Origin of the sequence: Streptomyces sp. TP-A0356 (genome assembly GCF_001417775.1) — a bacterium.
In the GTDB taxonomy this organism is placed as follows: Bacteria; Actinomycetota; Actinomycetes; order Streptomycetales; family Streptomycetaceae; genus Streptomyces.
In genome coordinates, this window is record NZ_BBZJ01000020.1 from 444,264 (window position 1) to 461,873 (window position 17,610).

Below are 17,610 nucleotides of genomic sequence, written 5' to 3' on the forward strand. Positions count from 1 at the left end.
TCCCCGGCTGGAAAGATCGACGTTGACGCGGCCACGTCCGGCGCGGCGAGAACACGGGTATGCGTGTCGTCATCGTGACCGAATCCTTTCCCCCCGATGTGAACGGCGTGGCCCACTGCGCGCTCCAGACCGCCCGGCACCTCGTCGATCGCGGTCACGTTCCCCTCGTCGTCGCTCCGGCCTCCCCCAAGTCCTCGACCTCGTCCGGACCGGGAGGCAGCGCCATCGCCGGCACCGGGCCGGACGCCCTCGCGCCCTGCCCCGTCGTCCGTGTCCCCTCCCTTCCGCTCCCCGGCTACCCCCAGGTGCGCGTCGCACTCCCCAGCCGACGCGTCGCCGCGGCCATCACCGAGCACCGCGCCGACATCGTGCACCTGGCCAGCCCCTTCATCCTCGGCGTCCGCGGCATGGCGGCCGCGGCCCGGCTCGGCATCCCGGCCGTCGCCATCTACCAGACCGACCTGGCCGGATACGCCCGCACCTACATGGGCGCCGGCGAGGCGGCGGCCTGGCGGCGCATCCGCTCGGTGCACGCCGCCGCCGACCGCACCCTCGCACCCTCCAGTGCGGCTCTGCAGGACCTTGAGGCACACGGCATTCCCCGGGTGAGGCTGTGGCCGCGCGGCGTCGACACGGTCCGCTTCCGCCCCGACCTTCGCAATGAGGCCATACGGCGGGAACTCGCCCCCAACGGCGAGCTGATCGTCGGCTACGTCGGCCGGCTCGCGCCCGAGAAGCAGGTCGAACTCCTCGCCGGTGCCTGCGGACTGGACGGCGTACGCGTCGTCGTCGTGGGCGACGGGCCGAGCGAGACGAGCCTGCGGGGCGCCCTGCCCGGCGCCGCCTTCCTGGGCCGCCGCACCGGCGACGAACTCGCCCGGATCTTCGCCTCCTTGGACGTCTTCGTGCACACCGGCCCCTTCGAGACGTTCTGCCAGACCGTGCAGGAGGCCATGGCGAGCGGTGTTCCGGTCGTCGCGCCCGCCGCGGGCGGGCCGCTGGACCTGGTCGCCCACGGCCGCACGGGACTGCTCGTCCCCCCCGGCGACGTGGCCGCGGTGCGGGACGCGGTGTGGGCGCTGGCCGTCGACCCGGCGCAGCGGCAGGCGTACGGGGCCGCCGGACGCGCCACCGTCGAGGGCCGCACCTGGGCGGCCGTCGGCGACCAGCTCATCGGGCACTACGCCGATGTGCTCGCCGAGCGCCGGACGGCGGTGGCGGCATGAGCTTCGCCACCGAGCGGACCGGCGGCGGTCTGCGGATCGTGCGGCTCGCCAACTTCGTCGCGCCCGCCTCCGGCGGTCTGCGCACCGCGCTGCGCGAGCTGGGCAAGGGCTTCAAGGAGGCCGGACACGAGCCGGTGCTCGTCGTGCCCGGTGACCGCCACACCGACCAGGAGACCGAGCAGGGCCGGGTCATCACCCTGCCCGCGCCGATGCTGCCCGGCACCGGCGGCTACCGCGTCCTGACGGACAAGCGGCGTGTCGCCGCCCTCCTGGAGGAGCTGGCCCCCGACCGCCTGGAGGTCTCCGACCGGACCACGCTGCGCTGGACCGGCAAGTGGGCGCGGCGCGCCCGGGTCCCCGCCGTGATGGTCTCCCACGAGACCGCCGACGGCGTCCTGCGCACCTGGGGCCTGTCCGAGAACCTGTCCCGGCGGGCCGCGGACGCCCTCAACATCCGTACGGCGCACACCTACGCGCGCGTGGTGTGCACCACCGAGTTCGCGGAGCGGGAGTTCGTCCGGATCGGGGCCCGCAACGTCGTACGGGCCCCGCTGGGCGTCGACCTGGAGCAGCGGCATCCGGCGCTGCGGGACCCGGCGCTGCGCGACCGGCACGCGCGCGGGGACGAGACGCTGCTCGTCATGTGTTCCCGCCTCTCCGTGGAGAAGCGGCCCGGTACGGCCCTGGACGCCCTGGAGGCGCTGCTGCTGCGCGGGCGGCGCGTAGTGCTGGTGGTCGCCGGGGACGGACCGCTGCGGGCCCGGCTCGAACAGCGGGCGCAGGAGCGGCGGTTGCCGGTGACCTTCCTCGGCCATGTCGGCGACCGGGACCTGCTCGGCGCGCTCCAGGCCTCCGCCGACGTGTGCCTGGCCCCGGGGCCCGCCGAGACGTTCGGGCTGGCCGCCCTGGAGGCGATGGCCTGCGGCACGCCCGTGGTGGCCAGCGCCTTCTCCGCGCTGCCCGAGGTGATCGGCTCCGCCGGGGCCACCGCCGTGAACACCGGCGACGCCTTCGCGGACGCGATCGAGCTGCTGATGGAGAGGTCCGAGGGCGAGCGTCGGCAGGCGGCACGCGCGCGTGCCGAGTGCTTCGGCTGGAAGAACGCGGTGGACGCGTTCCTCGCCGCCCACGACGCGCAGCCGGACACCGCGCCGTCGGCGGCCGGTGACGCCCGTGCGCGGGACGCGGCCCGGGAGGGCGTGCGATGAGACCCCTGCGGTTCGTCGCACTCGGCGACTCGCTGACGGAAGGCGTGGGCGACCCCCTCGGGGACGCCTGGCGGGGGTGGGCCGCGCTCCTCGCCGGAGGCCTCGGACCCGCTCACGCGCCCGCGGAGTTCACCAACCTCGCCGTCAGCGGCGCCCAGACCCGCGACGTCCTGGAACGGCAGACCCCGGCGGCGCTCGATCTGCGCCCGGACGTCGTCTCCGTCGTCATCGGCGTCAACGACACCCTGCGCTGCACCTTCGACATCCACGCCGTCGCGGCCCGGCTCGACAAGGTGTACGCGGCCTTCCGCGCCCAGGGCACGCTGGTGCTCACGGCCTGTCTGCCCGACCCCGGGACCATGCTCCGGCTGCCCGGGGCGCTGGCGCGTCCGCTGGCCCGTCGGCAGCAGGCCGTGAACACGGTCGTGCACGCACTGTCCGAGCGCTACGGGGCGGTGCATCTGCACGCCGCGGACGGGGACTGGATCACCGACCGTTCGATGTGGAGCGCGGACCGGCTGCACCCGGGGGAGCGCGGGCACCGGCAACTCGCCCTGCGGTTCCACGCGCTGCTCGCCGAGGCGGGCCTCGCGACCGGCACCGCCCCCGCGGCCGAGCCCGAGTTCCCCGCGCCCACCCGTTCGGCCAGCCTCTTGTGGCTGGCCACCGCCGGGACGGCCTGGGTGATGCGGCGGTGCACCGATCTGCTGCCCCAGCTGCTCACCCTGGCCGCCGCCGAGGTGCGCCACAAGGCCTGGGGGACCAGCTCCCGGCTGGACCTGAGCGCCTCGCACGCGGTGGCCTCGGCGCTGGCCGCGCTCTCGGCGGCGGAGCAGGCGGACGCGGCCTGAGCGGGCCGTCCAGGGCGCTTCTGACGGATCTCCGTGGACGACGAGCGGCGTCCGGTGCGTGCTCTCGGCGTGACGGGCGGAAGTCCTCGTAGCGGCGCTGCGTGGGCTTTCGCGCGGTGCGGCGGGCGGGGGCACCTCCCGGCCGAAGGCTGGGGGTGCACCGGGCGTCGCGACGCCGCGGAGATCCATCAGAAGCGCCCTAACGGCGGCCCACGACCCTGAACCGGACAGGGGTGCCCGGAGTCGCCTGGGCGGCCGCCGCGAGGTCGGCGGCGCGCACGACCGCGATCACCGGGTACCCCCCGGTGGTCGGATGGTCGGCCAGGAAGACGACCGGTCTGCCGTCCGGCGGCACCTGGACCGCGCCCAGCACCATGCCCTCGCTGGGGAGTTCACCCCTCAGGGCACGTGTCAGGGCGGGCCCCTCCGTGCGCAGTCCGATGCGGTTGCTCGCGGCGGAGACGCGGTACGCGCGTGTGACGAGGGTGCGCATCCCGTCCGCCGTGAACCAGTCGTCGCGCGGTCCCAGCGTCACACGCAGCACCAGTTCGGCGGGCGGACCCGGCTGCGCAGCGGCGTCCACGCGCGCGGGGGGCCCGGCCGGCCTCCCCAGGGGCAGCACGGCACCGTCCGTCAGCGGCGGCGGACCGAGCCCGGAGAGCAGGTCCGTGGAGCGGCTGCCGAGGACCGGCTCCACCGCCACGCCGCCCGCGACCCCGAGGTAGCTGCGCACCCCCCACCGAGCGGGCCCGATGTCGAGCAGCGCCCCGCCCGGCACGCGCACCGGCGCACCCCAGGGGGCAGGGCGGCCGTCCACGCTGACCGGACAGGGCGCGCCGCCGACCGCGACGACGACCGTCGAACGCGGGCGTACGGCACAGCCGCCCAGGGTCGTCTCCAGCACGGCCGCCTCCGGCGGATTGCCGACCAGCCGGTTGACGAGCGCCGCCGCGGGCGCGTCGAGGGCCCCGGAACGCGGCACACCGAGGTGGGCGTGGCCGGGCCGCCCCCGGTCCTGCACGGTGGTCAGCGCCCCGGCCCGCACGACGGACAGCGCACGGTCCGTCATCCGCACGCCACCGGGACGAAGCGGACCCGGGCGCCGGGAGCGAGCAGCGCGGCCGGTACGCGCGCGTGGTCCCACAGGACCGTGTCGGTCGTGCCGATGAGCTGCCAGCCGCCCGGCGACGAACGCGGGTACACCCCGGTGTATGGGCCCGCGAGCGCCACCGAGCCCGCCGGGACGGCCGTGCGCGGGGTGGCCCGGCGCGGCACGTCGTAGCGCTCCGGCAGCCCGGTCAGATAGCCGAAGCCGGGCGCGAACCCACAGAACGCCACCCGGAACTCGGCGGCCGCGTGGATCCGGGCCACCTCGTCCCGCGGCACACCCCACACGGCGGCGACGTCCGCGAGATCGGGACCGTCGTACCGTACGGGGATCTCGATCGGCTCCTCCACGGGCGCGGGGACCGGCGGGATCTCCCAGGCGGCGAGCCGGGCCGCGAGCCGGGCCGACTCGGACAGGCCGTCGAGCAGGACCGTACGGGCCGCCGGGACGATCTCCCGCACCGTGAGCTCCCCGGCCGCCCTGCGGCGCAGCAGCTCGGCGTGCAGCGCCTGGGCCTCATCACCGGAGGACACCTCCACGAGCAGTGCGTCGTCTCCGACGGGGAGCGCCTTCATGCGAAGGCCTCCACCCGGACGCCCGAGGCCTCCAGGCCGGCGCGGACCCGGTGGGCCAGGTCGACCGCCCCGGGCGTGTCACCGTGCAGACACAGGGAGCGGGCCCGGACGGGGATCTCACGCCCGGAGCGCGCGGCGACGACCCCCAGGCGCGCGAGGCCCACCGAGCGTTTAACCACCGTGTCGGGATCGGTGACCACCGCGCCGTCCTCGCCGCGCGGCACCAGCGTGCCCTCGTCGGTGTACGCGCGGTCCGCGAACGCCTCGGTGACGACCGGGAGTCCGGCCTTCCCGGCCACCTCCAGGAAGCGGGATCCGGGCAGCCCGAGCACGGGAAGGGCGGCGTCGGCCAGCAGCACCCCGTCGACGACCGCCTCGGCCTGCCGCTCGTCGCGCACCACCCGGTTGTAGAGCGCGCCGTGTGGCTTCACATACGACACACGGGAGCCCGCCGCTCGGGCGAACACCTCCAACGCCCCGATCTGGTAGGCGACTTCGGCCGCCAGCTCGGCGGGCGGCACGTCCATCGCGCGCCGCCCGAACCCGGCCAGGTCGCGGTAGGAGACCTGGGCGCCGATCCGTACGCCGCGTTCGGCCGCCAGCTCGCACACCCGGCGCATGGTCGCGGCGTCCCCGGCGTGGAAGCCGCAGGCCACGTTGGCGCTCGTGACGACCGACAGCAGCCGCTCGTCGTCGGTGAGCCGCCAGCGACCGAAGCCCTCGCCGAGGTCGGCGTTCAGATCGATCATGGTCCCTCCTGGTCGGGACGTCAGGCGACGCGGTACTGGTCGTCGCGGGCGTCGGTGATGAACATCTGCCCCGGCGCGTGGGTGATGGCGAACGGCGGGCGCGAGGCCATCACCGCCGCCTGCGGGGTCACACCGCAGGCCCAGAACACCGGGATGTCGTCCGGTTCGGCGTCCACCGGGTCGCCGAAGTCGGGCCGGCCGAGGTCCTCGATGCCCAGGCCCGAGGGATCGCCGCAGTGTACGGGGCTGCCGTGCACCGCCGGCAGCAGACTGCTCTCCCGGATGGCGGCGGCCAGGTGCTGCGGCGGCACCGGGCGCATGGACACCACCATGGGGCCGTGCAGCCGTCCCGCCGGACGGCACTGGCGGCCGGTGACGTACATCGGGACGTTGCGGCCCTGCTCGATGTGGCGCAGGGGGACGCCCGCCTGGGTGAGCGCCCACTCGAAGGTGAAGCTGCACCCGATGAGGAAGGACACGAGGTCGTCGCGCCAGTGGCCGAGCACGTCCGTCGGCTCGTCCACCAGTCGGCCGTTCTGCCACACCCGGTAGCGGGGCAGATCGGTGCGCAGGTCGGCGCCGTCCGCCAGGACCGTGGTGACGGAACCGGCGTCGGTGACGTCCAGGACCGGACAGGGCTTCGGGTTGCGCTGGCAGAACAGCAGTGTCTCGTAGGCCCAGTCGGCGGGGACCGAGATCAGGTTGACCTGGGTGTGGCCCGCGGCGGCCCCGGCCGTGGGGCCGGTCAGGCCCTCCCGGAAGCGGGCCCGGGCGTCCTTCGGGCTCCACGCGTGCGCGTGCTCGTCGACGAGGGTCAGGGGGCGGTCTTCCGTACGGTTCACTGCAGCTCCTTCCCGCGGGTCTCCGGCAGCCCCAGCAGCGCGAGTGCCGCGAGGCCGTAGCCCACCGCTCCGAAGACCAGCGCACCGCCCACGCCCCAGCCGTCGGCGAGGAAGCCCACGAGGGTCGGGAAGACGGCGCCCACGGCGCGGCCGGTGTTGTAGGTGAAGCCCTGTCCCGTGCCCCGGACCGCGGTCGGGTACAGCTCGCTCAGATAGGACCCGAAGCCGCTGAAGATCGCCGACATGCAGAACCCGAGGGGGAAACCGAGCACCAGGAGCAGGGTGTTGGCGCCGCTGGGGATGTTCGCGTACACGAGGACGCAGATCGCCGAGAGCAGCGCGAAGAGCCAGATGTTGCGCCTGCGGCCCAGCCGGTCGGTGAGGTGGCCGCCGGTCAGATAGCCGATGAAGGCTCCGGAGATCAGGAACGTCAGATAGGAGCCGGTGCCGACGACGGACAGGCCGCGTTCCGTCTTCAGGTACGTGGGCACCCAGGTCGCCAGGGTGTAGTAGCCGCCCTGGACACCGGTGGAGAGCAGGCCCGCGAAGACCGTCGTGCGCAGCAGACCCGGCGCCCCGGCCCTGCCCGGCTTGAAGATCGCCGCGAAGGAACCCCGCTGGGGGCTCCGTTCGCGCTGGGCCGTCGCCTCCGGCGCGTCGTGCACCCGGCGGCGCATCCAGATCACCAGCAGCGCGGGCAGCGCCCCGGTCCAGAACATCACGCGCCAGGCGAGGCCGGCGCCCACGAAGGAGAACACCAGGGTGTAGACGATGGCGGCCAGCGCCCAGCCGACGGCCCAGGAGCTCTGGATCGCGCCGAGCGTACGGCCCCGGTGCCTGGCGCTCGCGTACTCGGCGACCAGGATCGCGCCGACCGCCCATTCGCCACCGAATCCGAGGCCCTGGAGGGCGCGGAAGACCAGCAGCGTCTCGTAGGTGGGAGCGAAGCCGCAGGCGACCGTGAAGACGGCGTACGTGATCACCGTGATCATCAGGGCCTTGACCCGTCCGATGCGGTCGGCGACCACGCCCGCGACGGCGCCGCCGACCGCCGAGACGACGAGCGTGACCGTGGTGAACAGACCGGTCTGGCCGCTGTCCAGACGGAAGTACGCCGCCAGCGCGACCATGCTCAGCGGCAGCGTGAAGTAGTCGTAGGCGTCCAGGGCATAGCCGCCGAAGGCGCCCGCGAAGGCGCGTCGGCCGCGTGGACCCAGGGCGCGCAGCCAGCCCGACGCGCCGTCGTCGGCGCTGAGTTCACCCGTGTCGGAAGGGGTGTCAGGGGTCAGGGCCCGGGATGGAGGGGTTGTGCTCATGGGCACCTCGCAGTGAGGGACGAAGGGTGCTTGAGGGATGAGCCGTGCGGTGAGCCGTTGCAGCAACGTAGAGGATCGTTGAACGATCCTTCAATACCCCTGTTGTTTCGTTCTCGTGTCTGCGATTGAATTCCGGGCATGGCAGAGCAGCTGACGGGCCTGGCCGACGACCGCGCCCTGCTGGGGCGCACCAGCACCGCCGAGCGGGTCTCGGACATCCTCAGAAGCCGGATCGCCGAGGGCTACTTCCCGCCCGGCACCCGGCTGTCGGAGGACAGCATCGGCGGCGCCCTGGGTGTCTCCCGCAACACCCTGCGCGAGGCGTTCCGGCTGCTCACGCACGAGAGGCTGCTCGTTCACGAGCTGAACCGCGGGGTCTTCGTACGGGTACTGACCGTCGAGGACGTCGAGGACATCTACCGCACCCGCAGACTCGTCGAGTGCGCCGTCGTGCGGGGCCTCGGCGAGCCGCCGTACGCGCTCGACGGGCTCGCCGAAGCCGTCGCGGAGGGGCAGCGGGCCGCGCGCGAAGGTGACTGGAAAGGGCTGGGTACGGCCAACATCCACTTCCACCGGGAGCTGGTGGCGCTGGCGGCCGGCGAACGCACGGACGAGCTGATGCGCAGCGTCTTCGCCGAACTGCGGCTCGCCTTCCATGTCGTGGACGAGCCGCGCCGGCTGCACGAGCCGTATCTCGTACGCAACCAGCAGATCCTCCAGGCCCTTCAGGCGGGCCGGAGGGACGAGGCCGAGGAGCTGCTGGCGGTCTATCTGGACGACTCGCTGGAACGGGTCGTGGAGGTGTACCGGCGGCGGGTCGGCGGTGACGGGTAGCGGGTCGGCCGCGGCGGTGTGACGGCGCGGACGCCGGGGCGTATCTGCGTCGTTTGGGTTGTTGTCACACCGAGGACCTAATCTGTGCACCGTGACTTCGCCTGCACCGACGGACCGTGTTCCGCCCCAGCTCAGCGCGGGGCCGCGCCCCGCTCCGGGGCCGGCCGCCGACGAGGGGCTGGCGCGGCGGCTGCGCGCGCTCGCCTGCACCGCGCCGCTGCACGACCTGGACGCGCGCAAGGCGAACCTCGCGGGCGAGTACTCGATGTACGGGATGGCGGAGATCGCCCTCGCCGCCATCGACCTGGTCACGCTGAACATGGACTTCGACACGGGCGCGGACCACGACCAGATAGTCGCCCGCCTCCTCCCGCGCATCGCCGCCCAGGCCCCGCGGCGACCGGTCGCCGAGCATGAGCGCGTCGCCCGCTGGGTCCTGGAGAACCTGATCAACGTCGGCAGCGTCGACCGAGGCTTCCGGGCGGTTTACGGCACGTTCGCGCCGGATGGCACCTATGTCCGCCGGGACTACGACTTCAAACTGATCGAAGAGGTGCCGGGGCACGGCGGAAGCGTCTACCTGCGGACGACGGACGAGGCGGTCAACGTCCTCGTCGGCGCCCTGGACACGGACGTGACCAGCGCTCAGATCGCCGCCGAGGTCAAGCTGGAGGTGCTGATCAGCCGCGGCCGCCTCGCCGACGCCCAGCTCGCCGCCGAGCAGGCGCGCTACCGCACCGTGCAGTACTCGGAGTCGCTGCGCAGGGCCCTGGACGCCACCCGGCGCAACGTCCGGGCGGTGGACTGGCTGAACGCGGTGCCGGACATGATCGCCGAGGCCCTCGACCACGTCGCCGACCGCTACCGCCACGAGAACGCGATCCTCACCAACATCCGCAAGGCCCGCGACGAGTCGGAGGACCCGGAGCAGAAGCGACGGGCCGCCGAGCTCGTCGACATCGTCAAGGACTGCATCCGCCGGCACACACAGCTGCAGTCCCGCCTCCTCGAAGCGGGCCCGCTGTTCCGCGCCGAGCAGGACCGGCAGGCCTTCGCCACGCCGATGACGACATCGGGGACGGATCTCTACGGGCATCTCCTGGCGCCCTTGCTGCCGCTCCCGCTGGAGCAGGCGATCCGGGTGACGGACGCCTTCTTCGCGCACGGGACGGGGCTGCGCACACCGGGCGCCGTGCGGGTCGGGGACCTCGTCGACCTGCTCCTGACACCTCCGGTGGAGCGTGAACACCTCGGGGCCGAGATGCCCGAGCCGGATCTGATCGCCACGCCGGACGACAGCCGGTTCAGCGAGGAGCAGCTGGCCGCCGCGACAGAGCTGCTCGACCTGCCGGCGGATGCGCCGCGCCGGCTGTCCGGGCTGCTGGCGGAGGCGCGTCGCCGGGATCCCGAACTGCCCTACCTCGTCGCCCTGCTGGCCGTGCACGCGGCCAGTCCGCCCGTCGGTACGGCCTATCGGCAGGGCGAGGAGAAGCTGTTGTTCGCCGTGGACGACGGGAGCGAGCTGGATGATCCCGAGTTCGGCGGCGCGGACCTGATCGTCGGTACGGCGCTGCTGGACGCGGCGGGCATGGCGGCGGACCGGACCGAAGCGGCATGACCAGCAGTCAGTACCAGTGCAGCAAGGAGCCCCAACCGTGACCGAGCACGTCGAGTGGAGTGAGCCGGAGGCCGCCGCCCCGTCGGTGAGCAGTGCCGTCACCCCCGCCGACGCCGCCGACGCGGCGCGGCTCGTCGCCTTCGGGCTGCAGCCCAAGCTGGGGCCCGCCCGCGACCAGGAGTACGCGGAGCTGCTGCGCCGCTACCGCGAGAACCCGCCGTTCGCGCGGCTCGCCGACGCGGTCGCCACCGGGCTCGGGCTGGTCGTCCTGGAGGTGTCCCCGCGCGCGGGCATGGCCGTGACCGCCGGCGAGGACTCCGTGTTCGCGGCCCGCATGGGGGACTACGCGCGTCGCACCTCGGCCGACTCCGGGGACCGCTTCCTGCACGGTCTCGCCCATCTCGCCGTCGCCGCCCTGGCGTTCCCGCGCCCCGAGGACCTGGCGGACGACGGCTACATCGGGCGGGTCACGGTCAACGGCGTCGACGCCTTCGTGCGCCAGGCCTGCCGCCGACTGGAGGAGCGTGCCGACGAGCGGGGTGAGAACACCGACCCGGCCACGGAGGCGCCGGGCCTGGAGGCGGCCTGGCGGATCTGGGCCAGACGCAGCGCGACCGGGGCCACCAAGGACGCGCGCAGGCTGGCGGGTTCGACCACCGGAATCGTCGGCAAGGCCGTGACGTTCCTCACGGACTCCGGGTTCCTGCAACGCACGGGCGACGAGCACGGCGGCACCTACCGCACGACGGCCCGCTACCAGCTCCAGGTGCGTGACATGGCGGGCAGCGCCGCACTGTCCGAACTCCTCGAACTGGGGGTCGTCCCGGTGACCGACGGCACGGCCACCCTGCTGCCCGCCGAGGACACCGACGACCTGGAACTGGTGGCCGACGCCGGGCTGCCGTTCCACTCCGGAAGCTCCTGAGACTCACCCAGCTCACCAACTGCCCCGCGTTTCCCAAGACTTGGCACGCCTTACCACGAGAGTCCGCCACCATGTACGAGCTGTCCCGGGTCCGCCTCTACTCCATCGGTCCGGCCGGTGCGCGCTATGCCGACACCGTGCTGGACCTGCGGGGTGTGGGTGATCCGGTACCCGACCCCGCGCCCACCCAGGCGGAGTTCTTCGAGGAGGAGCCCGCCGGGCCGCCGCGCCGTCCGGCGCCCGCGGGCGTGCTCTTCCTGGAGAACGGCGGCGGCAAGTCCGTCCTGCTCAAGCTGATCTTCTCGGTGATGCTGCCGGGCCACCGCAACACCCTCGGCGGCGCCAGCTCCGGTGTGCTGCGCAAGTTCCTGCTCGCCGACGACTGCGGGCATGTGGCGCTGGAGTGGCAGCACACGCTGACCGGAGAGTGCGTGGTGGTCGGCAAGGTGAGCGAGTGGCGTGGGCGCCAGGTCTCCAACGACCCGCGGAAGTTCGCCGAGGCCTGGTACTCCTTCCGGCCGGGTCCGGGGCTCAGCCTGGACAGTCTGCCGGTCGCCGAGTCCACCGCCGTACGGCCGCCCGTCGAGGGAGCGTCCGGGGCGCAGGGGCGCCGCCGCACGATGAAGGGGTTCCGGGACGCCCTGATGGAAGCGGGCAAGGCGTACCCGCATCTGGAGGTGCACTGGGAGGAGATCCACGACCGTTGGAACGAGCAACTGACGGATCTCGGTCTGGATCCCGAACTCTTCCGTTACCAGCGGGAGATGAACGCCGACGAGGGTGAGGCAGCCGGTCTCTTCGCGGTCAAGAAGGACTCCGACTTCACGGACCTGCTGCTGCGCGCCGTCACCGACACCCGGGACACCGACGGGCTCGCCGACCTCGTCAGCGGTTTCGGCAACAAGCTGGGTCGGCGCTCCGAGCTGATCGCCGAGCGTGACTTCACCGCCGGGTCCGTGGACCTGCTGGGCCGCATCGTCGACGCCGCCGAGGCGCGTTCGCGGGCGCGCGACATCCACGCCGGCGCCGAGCGGCGGACGCGCACGCTGGCGCGACGGCTGTCCGCGCGCGGGGTGCAGGAGCGGGTGCGGGCCGGTGACCTGGCCCAGCGGGTGACCGCCGCCGCCTACGCCGTCACGCACGCCGAAGGCACCAGGGAGCGCAGTGCGCTGATCGCCGCCGAACTCGCCTACCGTCACGCCTCCCTGGCACTCGCCGGCGCGGAGAAGGCCGCCGCCGCGCAGAAGCGCGAGCTGGCCGACGCACGCCAGTTGTACTCCGCGTGGCAGGCCGCCGAGGCCGTGCTGCGGCACCGTGCCGCCGCCGACCGCTCCGCGCGGGTGGCCGCCGCGATCCGCGAGGCGGAGCGGGACGCCGCACCGGCACTCGCCGCCCGCGCCAAGGCGGCCGTCGATCTCGTACGGGCGTTGCACGCGGCCGCCGAGAGCGCCGAGTCCCTCGCCAACGAGGAGGAGGAGCGGTCCGCCGCGCTCCAGGAGGTGGGCGAGTCGGCGTACCGGGACTCGACCGCCGCCGCCACCGAGGCGCAGCGGGCCCGCAGCGAGGTCGGGCACCTCAAGCAGCGGCTCGCCGAGGTCGAGCAGGAGACCGCCGAAGCCGTGCGGGCAGGCTGGCTGGACGACAGCGCGCCCGACGCCGACCCCGCACGGGCCGCCCTCGCCGCGAGCGACGCCGAGAAGACGGCCGTCGCGGCCTGGGACACCGCCCGCGAGGCCGCCCGCCGGGCGTCCGAGCACGCGCGCGAGACGGCGTCCGCCGAGTCCCGCGCGGAACTGACGGCGGCCCGCGCGGCCGACGCGGCGACGGCCGCCGAGCGGGCGTACGAGGCCGAGCGCCGGACGGCCGCGGCACTGGCGGCCGAGGAGCGCCCGGCGGAACTGCTGAGCCTGTCGGGCAGGGACGTGCGTGCCCGGGTGCCAGGACCTCGGCACGAGGCGGACACGAGCGCGGCCGGCGCCCCGGCCGCCGAACCGGCCCCCGAAGGAGGCCCGCTCACCGCCGAGGAGCTGGACCGCTTCGCCGACGAGCTGCGCGAGTTGCTCGACGGCTCCGTCTCCTCCGCCGAGCGGCAGCTGTTCGAGCTGCGCACCGCGGCGGCCGACGACGCGCGCATCCTCGGTGCGCTCGGTGACGGCGGGCTGCTGCCACCGGGTCCGGACGTGCTCGCGACGGTCGCGTTCCTCGGCGAGCACGGTATCCCCGCGCTGCCCGGCTGGCGCTATCTCGCGCAGGCCGTCGACCCGGCCGACCACGCGCGCGTGCTGGCCGCCCGCCCCGAGCTGGTCGACGGCGTGATCATCACCGACCCGGACTCGCACGCCCGGGCCCGCGAGGCGCTCAGCGACGCCGCGCTGCTGCCGCGCTCCGCCGTTGCCGTCGGCACCGCCGCCGCGCTGCTGGCCCCGACCCCGGCCCTCGACGAGGGCGACGGCGGGGTCCCCGGCGTCTTCCTGGTACCGCCGAACCCCGCCATGCACGACGAGCACGCCGCCGACGAGGAGCGGCATGCGCTGCGCGCCCGGGCCACCGAGCGGGACGAGGAGATCAGGAAGCTCGCGGCCCGGCTCGGCAAGGACCGTGAACTGGCGGCCCGCCTGGCCTCCTGGCGCACCGGCTGCCCGGCCGGCCGGCTGACCGAACTCGCCGCGGCCGCCCGGGACGCACGTGCGTTCGCCGAGGAGGCCGAGGCCGAGCTGGCCGCGGCGCACACCGCCCGCGCCGAGGCCGAGGAGGCCGCCGCCGAGGCTGCCCAGGTGCGCGAAGAGCGGCAGGAGGCCGCACAGAAGGCCCGGCGTGCCGCCGACGCACTCGCCGGGCTCGCCTTCCGGCTGCGCGAGCGCGCGGGCTGGCAGGTCAAGCTGCGCGAACTCGCCGACGAGGCGGTCGAGTCCGAGGCCCGCGCCCAGTCCTGTCTGGAGCGCGCCCGGGCCGCCGACGAGGACCGCCGCGCCGCCCAGCGCGCCGCCGACGACGCTCGGCGCACGGCGCGTGCGCTGCGCGCCGAGCGCGCCGAGATCGCGGGCGCCCCCGACGAGGTACCGGACGACGACACGGACGCGCCGAAGACGTCCCTGCCGGCCCTTCGCGAGGCCTACCGGGCCGCCTCCCAGGTCTACGAGAAGGTCGGTGTCGGCGCCGACCTGCGGGCCGAGCAGGCACGGGCGGAGAGCGACGAGTCCGCCGCGCTCGCCGAACTGGACCGGCTCACCAACAAGGTGCGCACACGCGCCGAGCAGCTGCTTCAGTCCCCGGACGGCTCCGACGGCCCCTCCCGGCAGGCCGCCGCCGTGCGCGCCGAGGAACTGGTGCAGCTTCTGGAGACGCGCATGTCCACGGCGAGCGAGCAGCTCGGCCGACTGCGCGGCGAGGCCGAGCGGCACGCGCCCGAGAACGGCGAGGCCCACACCGAGCTCCCCGCGGAGCTCGTCCCCCGCGACACCGAGCACGCCCAGGCCCTGCTGCGCACGGCGACCGGTGAACTCGCCTCCCGCACCGAGGCGTTGAGCCAGGCACGCGAGGCCCACGCCGAACTCCTGGAGGCCCATCGAGCGGCCGAGGACGCGGCGGGCGGCTTCGACGAGATCGCCGCGATGCTCCGCGACCTGCTGCGCGAGCAGGCCTCGGACGACGATCAGGGGGAGCCGGAGCCGTACCCGGGCACGCTGGAAGAGGCCCGTCGGACCGCGGCCGAGGCCCGCCGGTCGCTGCGTGGCTGCGCCGCCGACCTGTCCGCCGCCGAGGCAGCCGTGCGCGAGGCCTCCGACGTGCTCGTCCGGCACGCCAACTCCACGCGGTACGAGCACGTCCGCACACCCGCACGGCAGCAGATCCGCGAACTGCCCGCGTCCGCGCTGCCGGAGCACGCACAGAGGTGGGCGGAGGCCTTCGCGCCCCGATTGAGGGTCCTCACGGACGAACTGGCGCAGCTGGAGCGCAACCGCGACTCGATCGTGGACCGGCTGCGGGGGCTCGTCGAGTCGGCCCTCGCCACGCTGCGGTCCGCGCAGCGGCTCTCCCGGCTCCCCGAGGGGCTGGGCGAGTGGTCGGGCCAGGAGTTCCTGCGCATCCGCTTCGACGAGCCCGACCAGGCCACGCTCGTCGAACGGCTCGGCGAGGTCATCGACGAGGCGACCCGGGCCGCCGTCAAGAAGAACTCGGACCTCAGGCGTGACGGCATGTCACTGCTCCTGAGGGGCGTCGGCGCGGCACTCCAGCCGAAGGGTGTCGCCGTCGAGATCCTCAAGCCGGACGCCGTGCTGCGCGCCGAGCGGGTGCCCGTGGGGCAGATGGGGGACGTCTTCTCCGGGGGTCAGCTGCTGACCGCGGCCATCGCGCTGTACTGCACGATGGCGGCGCTGCGCTCCAACGACCGCGGCCGCGACAAGCACCGCCACGCGGGCACGCTGTTCCTGGACAACCCCATCGGGCGCGCCAACGCGACCTATCTGCTGGAGCTGCAGCGGGCCGTCTCGGATGCGCTCGGCGTCCAGCTCCTCTACACCACCGGTCTGTTCGACACCACCGCGCTCGCCGAGTTCCCGCTGGTGATCCGGCTGCGCAACGACGCCGACCTGCGGGCCGGGCTGAAGTACATCCGGGTGGAGGAACACCTCCGGCCGGGACTGCCACAGCAGCCCCGGGCCGGAGAGGCGGTGCACAGCGAGATCACGGCGACACGGATGTTCAAACGACCGGCTGCCGGCGCCCCGTGAGGGGCGGGGAACTGCGCGATCCGCCACGGACCACTCGCAGTTCCCCCGCGACCCGTCGCCGTCCCTAGGCATCCTCCTTCAGGAGATCAGCGCACTTCTCGCCGATCATCATCGTCGTGATGCACGGGTTGACGGCGATCAGGTCCGGCATGACCGATCCGTCCGCGACCCGCAGACCCTCGACCCCCTTGACCCGCAGCCGCGCGTCGAGCGGGGCCGAGGGGTCGTCGTCCGCGCCCATCTTCACGGTGCAGGAGGGGTGATACACGGTGTTGTGGGTCTTGTGGATGTAGTCGATCAGCTCGTCGTCGGTCCGCACGTCCGGCCCGGGCGCCAGCTCGGCGCCCGCCCAGCCGCTGAGCGCCGGCTGCGAGGCGATCCGGCGCGCGAGCTTGAGCCCGTACGTCATCACGCGCACATCGTGCTCGTGGGTGAAGTACCGCGGATCGACCTTCGGCTTGTCCCGGTAGTCGCGGGTGCGCAGCCGCACCGTCCCACGCGACTTGGCGCGCGTCACGTTCGGTGTGAGGCAGAACGCGTTCTCGGACGTCGGGTATCCGTGCCGCGCGGTGTTCATGTCGAACGGCACCGAGCCGTAGTGGAACATCAGATCGGGCCGGTCGAGGCCCGGTTCGGTGTCGTAGAAGATGCCCGCCTCCCACCACTGGGTGGACGTGGTGGTCATCGGCTGCCGGGCCTCCCACATGATGACGCCCTCGGGGTGGTCCTGCAGGTTCTCGCCCACGCCCGCCGAGTCCACGACCACGTCGACGCCCACCTCGCGCAGGTGTTCGGCGGGCCCGATACCCGACAGCATCAGCAGCTTCGGGGTGTCGATCGAGCCGCAGGACACGACGACCTCACGCCGGGCCCGTACGGTCCGGGTGTGGACCAGGTCCGGGTCCAGATAGTCCGCGCCCACGCACCTGCGCCCCTCCAGGACCAGCTTCTTGGCCCGCACCCCGGTGCGGATCTCCAGGTTGGGGCGCTTGCCGATGATCGGGTGCAGGTAGGCCACCGACGAGGACTGACGGATGTTGTTCTCGTCGGAGTTGATCTGGAACCAGTTGGCTCCGCGGACCACGGTCCGGCCCGTGTTGAAGGGCACCGTCGGGATGCCCGCCTGTGCACACGCCTCCAGCAGGGCCGTCCCGCACGGGTCCTCGCCCTTGAGCGTGCGCAGCTTCACCGGGCCCGTGCGGCCGTGGTGGTCGCCGGGAGCGTCGTTCGACTCCAGCCGCCGGTAGAGCGGGAAGAGATCGGCCGCGCTCCAGCCGGTACAGCCCTTGGCCGCCCAGTCGTCCAGGTCCTCGGCCGGGGCCCAGAACGCGATGCACGAGTTGTGCGAGGAGCAGCCGCCGAGCACCCTGGCGCGGGCGTGCCGCATGAAGCTGTTGCCGCTGGCCTGCGGCTCGACCGGGTAGTCCCAGTCGTAGCCGGACTCCAGCAGGCCCATCCAGCGCTCCAGCTTCAGGACGTCGTCGTCGCCGACGTCGCTGGGCCCCGCCTCCAGCAGGCAGACGGTGACGGACGGATCCTCGGAGAGCCGGGCCGCGACCACGTTGCCCGCGGTGCCGCCGCCGACCACGACATAGTCGAACTCGTCGAAGCTCATGAGCTGGTGA

General features: G+C 73.8%; 13 protein-coding genes. 7 read left to right on the forward strand and 6 right to left on the reverse strand.

What is annotated here, in order from left to right; genetic code table 11:
- Positions 1–59: 59 nt before the first annotated feature.
- Genes ASC56_RS20660 through ASC56_RS20670 form a run of 3 tightly spaced genes read left to right on the forward strand, consistent with a single transcriptional unit; the run spans position 60 to position 3,285 of the window.
- The gene (locus ASC56_RS20660) at positions 60–1,226 is read left to right on the forward strand and encodes a glycosyltransferase family 1 protein (protein WP_055492945.1); all 1,167 of its coding nucleotides are present in this window, start codon (positions 60–62) and stop codon (positions 1,224–1,226) included.
- The gene (locus tag ASC56_RS20665) at positions 1,223–2,434 is read left to right on the forward strand and encodes a glycosyltransferase (RefSeq protein ID WP_055492946.1); all 1,212 of its coding nucleotides are present in this window, start codon (positions 1,223–1,225) and stop codon (positions 2,432–2,434) included. Before ASC56_RS20660 ends, ASC56_RS20665 begins: the two co-directional genes overlap by 4 nt.
- Entirely contained in the window at positions 2,431–3,285 is an 855-nt protein-coding gene (locus ASC56_RS20670) for an SGNH/GDSL hydrolase family protein (protein ID WP_055492947.1), read from the forward strand. Before ASC56_RS20665 ends, ASC56_RS20670 begins: the two co-directional genes overlap by 4 nt.
- 199 nt (positions 3,286–3,484) lie before the next feature.
- Here the strand turns inward: ASC56_RS20670 and ASC56_RS20675 are convergent, their stop codons facing one another.
- Genes ASC56_RS20675 through ASC56_RS20695 form a run of 5 tightly spaced genes read right to left on the reverse strand, consistent with a single transcriptional unit; the run spans position 3,485 to position 7,875 of the window.
- Positions 3,485–4,354 carry a biotin-dependent carboxyltransferase family protein gene (locus tag ASC56_RS20675; RefSeq protein WP_055492948.1) on the reverse strand — a complete coding sequence of 290 codons (870 nt, stop codon included), beginning with the start codon at positions 4,352–4,354 and terminating at the stop codon, positions 3,485–3,487.
- The gene (gene pxpB / locus ASC56_RS20680) at positions 4,351–4,968 is read right to left on the reverse strand and encodes a 5-oxoprolinase subunit PxpB (protein ID WP_055492949.1); all 618 of its coding nucleotides are present in this window, start codon (positions 4,966–4,968) and stop codon (positions 4,351–4,353) included. The genes ASC56_RS20675 and pxpB overlap by 4 nt, the downstream gene beginning before the upstream one ends.
- Positions 4,965–5,717, reverse strand: coding sequence for a LamB/YcsF family protein (locus tag ASC56_RS20685; protein ID WP_055492950.1), 753 nt, complete (start codon positions 5,715–5,717; stop codon positions 4,965–4,967). The genes pxpB and ASC56_RS20685 overlap by 4 nt, the downstream gene beginning before the upstream one ends.
- A 20-nt stretch (positions 5,718–5,737) precedes the next feature.
- Positions 5,738–6,559: a putative hydro-lyase gene (locus tag ASC56_RS20690; RefSeq protein WP_055492951.1), complete on the reverse strand. Its 822-nt coding sequence runs from the start codon at positions 6,557–6,559 to the stop codon at positions 5,738–5,740.
- Entirely contained in the window at positions 6,556–7,875 is a 1,320-nt protein-coding gene (locus ASC56_RS20695; RefSeq protein ID WP_055492952.1) for an MFS transporter, read from the reverse strand. The genes ASC56_RS20690 and ASC56_RS20695 overlap by 4 nt, the downstream gene beginning before the upstream one ends.
- 138 nt (positions 7,876–8,013) lie before the next feature.
- Between ASC56_RS20695 and ASC56_RS20700 the strand changes: the two genes are divergently transcribed.
- The 4 genes from ASC56_RS20700 (at position 8,014) to ASC56_RS20715 (ending at position 15,985) form a co-directional block, all read left to right on the forward strand.
- Positions 8,014–8,709, forward strand: a complete 696-nt coding sequence (locus ASC56_RS20700; RefSeq protein ID WP_055492953.1) for a GntR family transcriptional regulator — start codon at positions 8,014–8,016, stop codon at positions 8,707–8,709.
- Between the two features lie 91 nt (positions 8,710–8,800).
- Positions 8,801–10,327 carry a hypothetical protein gene (locus ASC56_RS20705; protein WP_055492954.1) on the forward strand — a complete coding sequence of 509 codons (1,527 nt, stop codon included), beginning with the start codon at positions 8,801–8,803 and terminating at the stop codon, positions 10,325–10,327.
- A gap of 37 nt (positions 10,328–10,364) precedes the next feature.
- On the forward strand, positions 10,365–11,252 hold the full coding sequence (locus tag ASC56_RS20710; RefSeq protein ID WP_055492955.1) for a hypothetical protein: 888 nt from the start codon (positions 10,365–10,367) through the stop codon (positions 11,250–11,252).
- A 71-nt stretch (positions 11,253–11,323) separates the two neighbouring features.
- Positions 11,324–15,985: a hypothetical protein gene (locus tag ASC56_RS20715; RefSeq protein ID WP_055492956.1), complete on the forward strand. Its 4,662-nt coding sequence runs from the start codon at positions 11,324–11,326 to the stop codon at positions 15,983–15,985.
- A gap of 64 nt (positions 15,986–16,049) precedes the next feature.
- Here the strand turns inward: ASC56_RS20715 and ASC56_RS20720 are convergent, their stop codons facing one another.
- The gene (locus tag ASC56_RS20720; protein WP_055492957.1) at positions 16,050–17,600 is read right to left on the reverse strand and encodes a GMC family oxidoreductase; all 1,551 of its coding nucleotides are present in this window, start codon (positions 17,598–17,600) and stop codon (positions 16,050–16,052) included.
- Between the last annotated feature and the right edge of the window lie 10 nt (positions 17,601–17,610).